The organism is Streptococcus mitis (assembly GCF_047464965.1).
Classification (GTDB): domain Bacteria; phylum Bacillota; class Bacilli; order Lactobacillales; family Streptococcaceae; genus Streptococcus; species Streptococcus mitis_DU.
Genome location: NZ_JASHAT010000017.1, coordinates 1 through 8,948 on the forward strand (window position 1 = coordinate 1; position 8,948 = coordinate 8,948).

The following is an 8,948-nucleotide window of genomic DNA, read 5'->3' on the forward strand; positions in this document are numbered from 1 at the left end:
CTGCACCGAACAAGCCACCTTTTAGGGCTGCATCCGTCGTTGAATCTTCAAAGTCATAGCGTTCTTTTTCAACGATATGACCGTTTTCATTTTTGACCAAGGCGATTTGAGCAACCTTGGTCGTCTGAGTTTGGCGGAAAGCCTTCAAATCCGCAAAGGACTGATAAGCTTCGCTTTCAGTGTTAAAGATTGAAACTACTAGGTTTTCCATAGTTAGTACCTCTTTTCTAAAAATTACATATACATTATAACACAGTTTTCTTTTTTTGAAACTACTTTTATGCGATAATTTACATGATATGTCGCAATTTGTCAGCGTCGAAGGACTGGTGCAGGCAGCGGTATATCCTTGCCATATCTCGGGCCAGACACTCTGGCGACTCTGAGTGATTATCAAGAAAGGCGTCCAGCAACATCTTAAAGCCACCCGTGCAAAAAGTCAATAAATGTGTCTTTCCTACAAATCCCCACCACTGATAGGGGGTACGAACATACACGAAAGTAGGGCTAAACCCATGATACGTATAATGACGGTTGAACTGATTAATCCCTATATCCGTCATGTGGAACATAGCACGTAGTACCTGGGGCGGAGTAAAAGTAGTCGCTAGCGATCTTAAAGTTGTCGGTGACTAAGCATGGAAAAACAACATGAAGATTGACTACTTCGCTGTAACATCAAAGATGCCCCATCATAAAAGGTACTAGAAGAGATACTGCTTATTACTCAAGATGGGTTTGCCCTAAAGTCTCTTAAACAATAAGGTGAATTTTGAGATGAACTTTTCAAAAAAACAACTTTCCGAAAAATTGATCTTTTTCGGAAAGTTTGATTAAGGGTTTCTCGTAAGTCCTTGGGGCTCTAGGAGTCTAGATGATTAGTTGTTCACGAAAAAAACTGAAAAGCTCTCAGAATTATCATGTCAGCATCAAAAATGCAGAGTTTTTGTATAAAAATCCGAAAATCGAAGTCGATTATACAAAAATGACAACGGATATTACTCTTATAGAGAAACATCCATTGTCATTTTTTTGTAGCTTATTAAGAATTATAACCAAACATCCAAAAAAATAATAATGTAAAATCGGATCATCATTCGTAAACTCCTTTAGTAAAGAGTGCGTTTCCAAAAGTGTAGTTAGTCCAGAAATGAATTCTCACTCCCAAAACTTCCACCATCTCTTCGTTTTCTGTTCAATCAGCAACTGATTATCTTTTTGAGTTGCCAAAATAATCGTATGCAGTTGCTCAATTTGCTTCTTGTAGTCGTCTATTTGAGTTTTAAGGTCTGATATACGCTCATCTTTCTCTTGTAATACATTTGTATTATCTACGTAATCGCTTGTATTATCCTCTTGGAAGAGTATCTTTCTAGCATATGAACTGATCGAGTCTCCAAATTCTGTAGCTCTTTCCTTTAATTCTTCTTTTTCTCCAACGCTCATCCTGATGTTTAGGACAGTCATTTTTTCAGTCAAAACTTTCACCCCGTTAGCTAATATAATACACATTATAACACACAGTATTATTAAATAATACAAGAAAAACTGAGTTTTTGACTAAATTTCTTTGCGAAAAATTAGTATTTTTTGGAAATGTTGTGAACACTTCTTGGATAGAACACTCCTAACTCTTTATCTTGATGAGGGTATATCATTTGATAGTCTAGATAAAAAGTCAAATTATTGCGAGGGTCATTCTGGTATCGTTTAAGCTCAGATTTATATTCATATTTTGCATTCCTTAAGTAAAATGCAAGTGATTTATAGTATGGATAAGAATAATTAAATTTTTCTAGATATTCCCAAATCTTTCTGACATTTATATTTTTAGCTCGAATAAATGCATCAAGAATTTCAGAAACGCCCCCGCTATACCCAGGTCTTACCATAGCATCGATTAGTGTTCTCTCAACATTTGTTGTTTTAATAGGCTTTGAAAACCCAACAACTTCCTTAGTTATAACTCCTGTATTGTGAGTACTTTTCGAATTTAGAACATGCACTTTATAAGATGTTCCGTCATATTCAAAAGAGTAGATCATATTTGTTCGTCTCATACTTTTGGAGAAGGCATAATCGATACGTCCTTGAGTTATAGCCAGTCTATCACCTAAAGTAGAGCGTTTTTGGGATTGTTCTTTGTTAATATATATGTCTTTAGGGCTATTAATAGTTAGATCATGAACGTACATAGCACTATAATGAGATAGAAATGAACGAGATAATAACGATAAAGCAATTTCGTAAGGAGAAACGTATATATCTGAGGTTATATAGCGAATAACATAATCCCCTTTGTATTCGTTCATAATTTTAACTGGTTTAAAAAGTTTTAGTTTATCAATAATAATATCAGTAAACTTATTAAGGGTAGCTCTAGACTTAAGTTTTCCTTCTTCTTTTAATTTCTGAATAATTTGAATGATAGAGGTCCTATTTAAAATATTTCCAAATTCTTTTTTAGATTTTTGAACAATTTCGTCAGAATATTTTATTAAACCATAAGTATCTTTTTTGATTTGATGTTTGATTAATATTTTCTCAATTTCATTGTCTGTAAGGACCATTACTATTATCCCTCCAATATACTAGTTAAGATTTCACCGCTAAGGTATGGTATATATACCATACCTTAAGTATGTTTTAATTTATTTTATTTAAAAGCTATGGTATATATACCATAGCTTTAGTATAGCAGTTTAAAAAATAAAAAACAAGAAATTAAGATAGATCGCAAGTTATACATGGTATAATAAACTAACAACACTAGTAATATGATAGAGGTACTTATGAAACCAGATGATATTAGAAACACCATTTTAAAAGCAATTTTTTCAGATAGTGATCTGAAGGAAAATCTAGTTCTAAAAGGTGGTACTGCTTTAAAGCTACACAATATAACTGATCGCTCATCTCAGGATTTAGACTTTTCAATTGAAGAATCTATAAGATATGATAAAGATGTTGAAGGAAAAAAACTACAAGGTTTAATTTCAGATGCTTTTAAGCAAATTGGTTTTTTAGTTGTTGGATTTGAATTCATTGAAAAACCTAAAAAAAGAAAACGAGACTTGCCTCCGTTTTGGGGAGGATATAAGATTTCTTTTGCGATAGTCGATACAGAAAAATATCAAGAAAAAATAGATTTACAGGACCCTAATAAAATGAAGGAGCTAAGTAAATATGGAGAAGCTTTAGAAAATAATAGTAAAAAGATAGAAATAGATTTGAGCTATGATGAATATGTTGCGGATAAAGATAGTTATGATTTAGAAGGGACAACTATTTATCTCTATAGTCCACTAATGATTGTCTATGAGAAAATAAGAGCATCCTGTCAGCAGCTTGACGATTACAAGTTGGTTGGTGATAAAACACGTGCTCGAGATCTATATGATATCTATAAAACTTTAACAAATAAAGGACAAATTGATTTACGTGAAGCTGTTCTTAATCAAGACAATTTCTATATACTAGAAAATATTTTTCAAGCAAAAGATGTGCCACTTGAACTTATGTTAAAATTAGATAGCAAAAAGACAGAATTAGCTGAAGATTACAAAGCAAAAGTTGTCCCTCAAATACCTGCTAAAGAAATTGAAAAGTTTGAGTTTCTCTTTTCCTACAACGACCAATTATTCAAAGATTTGTTTAAAAAATATCAAGATTATAAACGAAAATAATCAAATTTTAATTCTAAAAAAGGCCAAAATAATAAAAAGTCTCATTATAAAATTGAGACTTTTTTGCTAGCATTTACTTTCAACTATATATCTTAAAAAAGAGGTAATTTTAGAACAATATTTTCTCCTATATCAATTCAAAAAGAATTTAAAAGTTTGAATATAAAACTGGAACTTTTTTACACACTTTTTCATCAATTACCCTACAAAAAGACAGCAGGAATCAAGTTAAAAAATTCTATTTTGTCCTATATTTTTAGGAAAACACTAGTTCCTCTTTCGATACCTTCTTTGATAGTTCCTGCAGCTTGTTCCAATTTTCTTCTGTCGTCATAATACAGGCTCTTTTTTATCTGATTTTGTTGCTTGCTGCCATCAGGGAGTATTAAATAAAAATCAAACACTTATTTAACCTCATATAAGGACGTATTTGCCTCTTAGAGAGTCCAAGGTGGAAATATCCGACTTTTATCAAAAAAGCCCCTTAACGGCCAAAATATGGCTCCTGATGACGTCTTTAATTTTGTACTGTAGTGAAAAGCGTAAAAAATCTTTTTTTCCTCATGATACGAACATAGTTGCAGAATTCCTTCTGTAAATTTATAGAAATGAAGAAGGGGAAATGTAGTTAGTTTGAATTTTCTATTTGTAAATATTTAGCTAGAAAATAGTGAACTGAGAAAAAGATTTTTTTATTTTATTAAAAATAAAATATAGATTTTTTTCTTAAGAAGATACTTTCTAATTTACTTTCTAACCTACTTTATATTACTTTATATTACTTTGTCGACCTTAGAAACTCAGTAATACCAGGGGGTTGCGGATAAATAATTGACTATTTTGTACCCCATTATTGACTATTTTGTACCCCATTATTGACTATTTTGTACCCCATTATTGACTATTTTGTACCCTATTAATGACTATTTTGTACCCCATTATTGACTATAAAATTAAAAATTGATAGAATATAGCATAATAGGAAATATAGTAAAAGGTAAACAAGATGGTATCAAATAGAAAATCGAGTAAAATCTATGAAGAACTAGCTTCTCGTCAAAATTATTTAGTTGTCCAGGCGAATGACTTGGCTAAAGCATTTGGTAATTTAAAAGCTTTTGAACACAAGGTTTTAGACTACTGTTTTTCATCTGTAACGAAAGATAGTAGAGTCGGTGATGTCTTTACGGTTCATAGCCTTGACATTATGAAGCACTTTGGATTAACTAAAAACGGTCAGAATTATAGACGGATTGCAGAAGCTTTTTCGAGACTTAATGAGAATACCGCTCTATATATCCCCGAAACCTTGCCTGACGGTAGACGTTCAATAATCATGACTCAACTTTTCAGCAGAATAAGATTTATTGAGGATGGCCTTGTAGAGTTTAAATTCTCTGAGGATGCTGGTCCTTTAGTTTTTGAGTTGAAAAGAAACTACTACTCTTTCCATTTGGATGAGTTAGGAAATGTGAAATCAAAGTATTCTTTGATCTTGATGAAACTTTGGGAAGCATATCGCTTAGGAAATCGAGAATATACAACCATTAAGGGAAGTTTAGAGGAATGGCAAGATTGGTTCTTGGGTGAAGAGAAGTCATGGCCTGCAGGTTTGTTTAAGAGGAATGCTCTCATGGTTGCATGCGAAGAATTAGAAATGAAATTCAATGCTGATATAGATTTAACAACTGTAAAAAAAGGACGAAAAGTTATCGGGTATGAGATGGTAATTAGGGATAGACGGATGCCCACAACCGCAGAGGTAATCATAGAGGCAGAGAAAGCATCACATCAGACAGATATCTATGATTTTTTGTAATTTTAACAAGTATTAAGAATGAGGACTTGCATATGCAAGTCCTTTTCTAGGAGAGAAAAGAATAAAGGTTCCCCCTAATTTATCTAACGATCTAAATCAAAATCTTGCCACAAACCTCCTTCGATTTCAGCTTCTTGACGTTCATAGATTTTATCTGAGATCTCATTTTTTTCCTCTTCAGATAAATATCTTTCAAACTCTGATTTAAAACGTTTATAATTATCAGCTTCTTTCTTAGCTTCAAAATACTTAGACCAAGCATTTCGATTTTCTTCTTCCAAGTGAGCTTTCTCTTTTTGGAATTCTGCTTTCAGTTCTCTGATTACGTTCTTTAAAGATGAAATTGTAGAATGTAACTTTTTAATGAACCCTATTTGAAGAATAGACTCTTTAAAATCGTTCAACAAATTCGACAATGGACTATAGTTTGCCTTCATGGCTATTCTATCAAACTCATCTTCAGGAACAATCACAACACGTTCACGGTTATTAAATAGCCCTCGCTCTTTGATTTCAAATTGACTTTTATCTACTTCAGTTTCACTGATCATTTTAAGACGTAACATAGCATTGATAGTTTCATCTTCTAATTTTGCTTTATCCAACTCTTCGGACATGTTTGCGACTTCATTTTTTAAATGCTGCAGTTCCCTCTCTTCTTGCTGCTTCTGTAATTCGATTTGTCGCATAGTTTCTTTATATTCTCGCATATCCTTAATATCGTTCGTCTGACCTAACTTGCGTTCGATATTGAGGTTTTTCATAAAGTACTGAATCCTATCAATTTCATGATCACGAAATTGTTTCAGTTGGCCACGGCCTTTTTCTTTAAATCCTTCTTGGAGGAGAGCTTTTGAAAAAGATGGTTGTTTTGAAAGACCATTTTTATATCCATCAGCAATAGGAACAACGTTAAAATGAGCATGAGGAGCTCCATCTTCGTCTAAATGGACAACTGCATTATAGATGACTAAATGATCGTGGCGTTCATTAAAATCTCTTACGTAGCTTGCTAGGGCCTCTCCTACCTCTCTTTTTTTATTGAAATCCATCTTTTCCCAGTCGGATTTATTACCTACTGAGACTACAAATTCACGTTGCAGATCCAATGTTTTTGATTTTTTAACGTGTTTGTAGTAGTCTTCAATTTTTCTATCCTTCCTCCGTTGTTTTGAATTATAAGTATTTAAAGCATCGTCAAATTCATCGTGATAGACTTCTCTTATGTCACGTTTAATAATCGTTATATTTTCGTGGGACAATGCACGATTTATATGCCTGTGTTCATTACTCTTAAATTCTTCTTCGCTCAGATCTCTGTTATTATGACGTATATTTGTCATGCCAGTTTTTGTTTTAAAAGAAATGGTCATTTGATTCATTATTCTGTTTCCTCTCTTACTATTGTGATAGTAGTATGCCACAAAAAACAAAAGATAATAAAAATTTTTTAAAATTTCCGTTAAAAACGTGATTAACAAATTTATTTGAGCATTTGTTTTTAAAAAAGATGGTCTTATATAGTGACCATCTTTTTAGAATTTATAGAACACTATACAAGCCCATCTTTTCAGAATTTATGGATTACTATATAAGTCCACGTTTTTAGAATTTATGGACTACTATATAAATCCATCTTTTTAGAATTTATGGACTACTATATAAGTCCATCTTTTCAGAATTTATGGATTACTATATAAGCCCATTTTTTTAGAATTTATGGAACACTATATAAGTCCATCTTTTCAAAATTTATGGAACACTATAAAATCCATCTTTTCAGAAATCATGGACTACTATATAAGTCCATGATTTTTAAATCTATGGATTTCTATATAGTTTCAGCAGCTTAAAGAGAAACATTTAGCCCAAAATGTTGGGCTACGGCGTGGGGCTATCGCTATTCCACGCCAACTATTGTCGATATGTAATCAGTTGAAAATAAAAATATCTTTCTCGGATCAAGCAGAGTTTCTGTTACTCTTTGTCAAAGAGTAACGTTTTTGTAGTTTTGACATTGCTGCGCAACGTACAAAACTAAAACGCTCTGCCGAGGGCTATGGGTTGCACCCCTTTTTTGACCCTCACGGTTCAAAAAATTCACTGCTTTTTCGGCCCACAAAAGTGGACTCGAAAAAAAATCGGCGTGAATAACGCACCGAAAAAATTACCTAGAAACTCATCAATCATCAAGCACTTACTCATATCGTCCAACACCTCAGCCGTACTCTCAATCAAACTCGTATTCAACTCATGAAGTAATTTGACAAGAAATCCATTGACTATCGTGCCTTAAAATACTGCTGGCGATTGGTTCTCAAAGACATCAAACGCAATGCCTTTGGTTTTCGGAACTTTGAAAACTTTAAAAAACGGATTTACCTCGCTTTGAACTTCACAAAAAAGAGAACCAAGATGGTTCTCTCTAGGGCTTAGTTATATGTCCACCCACTACAGTTGACAATGAGCATTTTTAAGAGCAATAATCTAGCTCATCTAAATTATTTGACCGTGAGAATACGACGCACATAGGTTTTGAATGGAGTCTCGGTCACATTTTGCACCTCAGTAATGATATGGAAGGTATCGTCTGACTTTGCATCGTCAGGGATATGAACCGTGAGACTTGCGCCCTCTTCTGTTATATCGAAGACATAATGCGGGTCCACCTCTTCGGAATGTAGGGAGGCCATTCTGCCGTCCCCTCGTAGCGCTCCTGAATAGACTTGAGGGCTCTGGCAGTTGTATTGGTCCCGCCCCAAGTCTGGATATAGAGGGTTCGGGGGTCATCGTCCAAAATGAGCTCCTCTAAAAAACGTAATCCTTCCGTCACTTCCTTTTTCTAAAATCTAGTTTTTTTAAAAAATAGGCTATCTTCCAGAAGTAGAAAGCCTATTTTTTATGAGATGCTTGAGTGCTTACGCTTTCAATTTGTCAAATTTTGCTTTGACATTCGCCTTGAATTCTTCAAGTTTAGCCTTGCGTTCGGTTTTACGTTCAGCCTTCATTTGTGCACGTGCCTGGTTGTAGAGGTCTTCTTGGACTTGCAGAGCTGCTTCGATTTCGGCTACGACGGTTGCTACATCCCAACGCATGATTTGGGTGTCGTACTTGGTGAAGTAAGCATCGATGACTGCTTCGTTGTCTTCTTGCACCAAGGCAACAACGGCTGTTTCACCGTTAGTCAATTTCTGAGAAACAACGTCAATCAGGCCAGTTTCTGCCGTATCAATGGTATCACCAGCAGCCAAACCATAGAGGCTACCCATACCATAACCAAACAAGACGCCGATAGGACCACCCAAAAGCCCGATAACTGCACCGAACAAGCCACCTTTTAGGGCTGCATCCGTCGTTGAATCTTCAAAGTCATAGCGTTCTTTTTCAACGATATGACCGTTTTCATTTTTGACCAAGGCGATTTGAGCAACCTTGGTCGTCTG

General features: G+C 34.2%; 9 protein-coding genes and 2 pseudogenes. 3 read left to right on the plus strand and 8 right to left on the minus strand.

What is annotated here, in order from left to right:
- The 3 genes and pseudogenes from QM408_RS08965 to QM408_RS08975 form a co-directional block, all read right to left on the minus strand.
- Positions 1 to 211: pseudogene (locus QM408_RS08965) on the minus strand (DUF1269 domain-containing protein); the annotation flags it as partial.
- Between the two features lie 947 nt (positions 212 to 1,158).
- Positions 1,159 to 1,488, minus strand: coding sequence for a hypothetical protein (locus QM408_RS08970; RefSeq protein ID WP_227038806.1), 330 nt, complete (start codon positions 1,486 to 1,488; stop codon positions 1,159 to 1,161).
- A gap of 92 nt (positions 1,489 to 1,580) precedes the next feature.
- Complete coding sequence (locus QM408_RS08975; protein ID WP_024056487.1) at positions 1,581 to 2,570, minus strand: type IV toxin-antitoxin system AbiEi family antitoxin domain-containing protein; 990 nt, start codon at positions 2,568 to 2,570, stop codon at positions 1,581 to 1,583.
- Positions 2,571 to 2,792: 222 nt separating this feature from the next.
- Here QM408_RS08975 and QM408_RS08980 point away from each other — a divergent pair, with 222 nt between their 5' ends.
- On the plus strand, positions 2,793 to 3,686 hold the full coding sequence (locus tag QM408_RS08980; protein WP_031576638.1) for a nucleotidyl transferase AbiEii/AbiGii toxin family protein: 894 nt from the start codon (positions 2,793 to 2,795) through the stop codon (positions 3,684 to 3,686).
- Positions 3,687 to 3,934: 248 nt separating this feature from the next.
- Here QM408_RS08980 and QM408_RS08985 read toward each other — a convergent pair whose 3' ends face one another.
- On the minus strand, positions 3,935 to 4,090 hold the full coding sequence (locus tag QM408_RS08985) for a hypothetical protein (protein WP_020902496.1): 156 nt from the start codon (positions 4,088 to 4,090) through the stop codon (positions 3,935 to 3,937).
- A 602-nt stretch (positions 4,091 to 4,692) separates the two neighbouring features.
- On the opposite strand from QM408_RS08985, the gene QM408_RS08990 reads away from it, so the two are divergent.
- Positions 4,693 to 5,505 carry a replication initiation protein gene (locus QM408_RS08990; protein ID WP_000254442.1) on the plus strand — a complete coding sequence of 271 codons (813 nt, stop codon included), beginning with the start codon at positions 4,693 to 4,695 and terminating at the stop codon, positions 5,503 to 5,505.
- An 83-nt stretch (positions 5,506 to 5,588) separates the two neighbouring features.
- On the opposite strand, the gene QM408_RS08995 is transcribed toward QM408_RS08990, so the two are convergent.
- Positions 5,589 to 6,887, minus strand: a complete 1,299-nt coding sequence (locus QM408_RS08995) for a plasmid recombination protein (protein ID WP_261150748.1) — start codon at positions 6,885 to 6,887, stop codon at positions 5,589 to 5,591.
- A 931-nt stretch (positions 6,888 to 7,818) separates the two neighbouring features.
- Here QM408_RS08995 and QM408_RS09000 point away from each other — a divergent pair.
- Positions 7,819 to 7,941, plus strand: a pseudogene (locus tag QM408_RS09000) (transposase); the annotation flags it as partial.
- Between the two features lie 65 nt (positions 7,942 to 8,006).
- Here the strand turns inward: QM408_RS09000 and QM408_RS09005 are convergent.
- The 3 genes from QM408_RS09005 to QM408_RS09015 form a co-directional block, all read right to left on the minus strand.
- The gene (locus QM408_RS09005; RefSeq protein ID WP_000157573.1) at positions 8,007 to 8,198 is read right to left on the minus strand and encodes a hypothetical protein; all 192 of its coding nucleotides are present in this window, start codon (positions 8,196 to 8,198) and stop codon (positions 8,007 to 8,009) included.
- Entirely contained in the window at positions 8,147 to 8,338 is a 192-nt protein-coding gene (locus QM408_RS09010; protein ID WP_082162670.1) for a nucleoside hydrolase-like domain-containing protein, read from the minus strand. The genes QM408_RS09005 and QM408_RS09010 overlap by 52 nt, the downstream gene beginning before the upstream one ends.
- A gap of 85 nt (positions 8,339 to 8,423) precedes the next feature.
- A partial coding sequence (locus QM408_RS09015) for a DUF1269 domain-containing protein (protein ID WP_414374332.1) occupies positions 8,424 to 8,948 on the minus strand: 525 nt, incomplete at its 5' end.

Bases quoted from the DNA above. Each gene is read 5' to 3' on its own strand.
- QM408_RS08975 (WP_024056487.1), bottom strand. From the start codon at position 2,570: ATGGTCCTTACAGACAATGAAATTGAGAAAATATTAATCAAACATCAA.
- QM408_RS08980 (WP_031576638.1), top strand. From the start codon at position 2,793: ATGAAACCAGATGATATTAGAAACACCATTTTAAAAGCAATTTTTTCA.
- QM408_RS08990 (WP_000254442.1), top strand. From the start codon at position 4,693: ATGGTATCAAATAGAAAATCGAGTAAAATCTATGAAGAACTAGCTTCT.
- QM408_RS08995 (WP_261150748.1), bottom strand. From the start codon at position 6,887: ATGAATCAAATGACCATTTCTTTTAAAACAAAAACTGGCATGACAAAT.
- QM408_RS09005 (WP_000157573.1), bottom strand. From the start codon at position 8,198: ATGGCCTCCCTACATTCCGAAGAGGTGGACCCGCATTATGTCTTCGAT.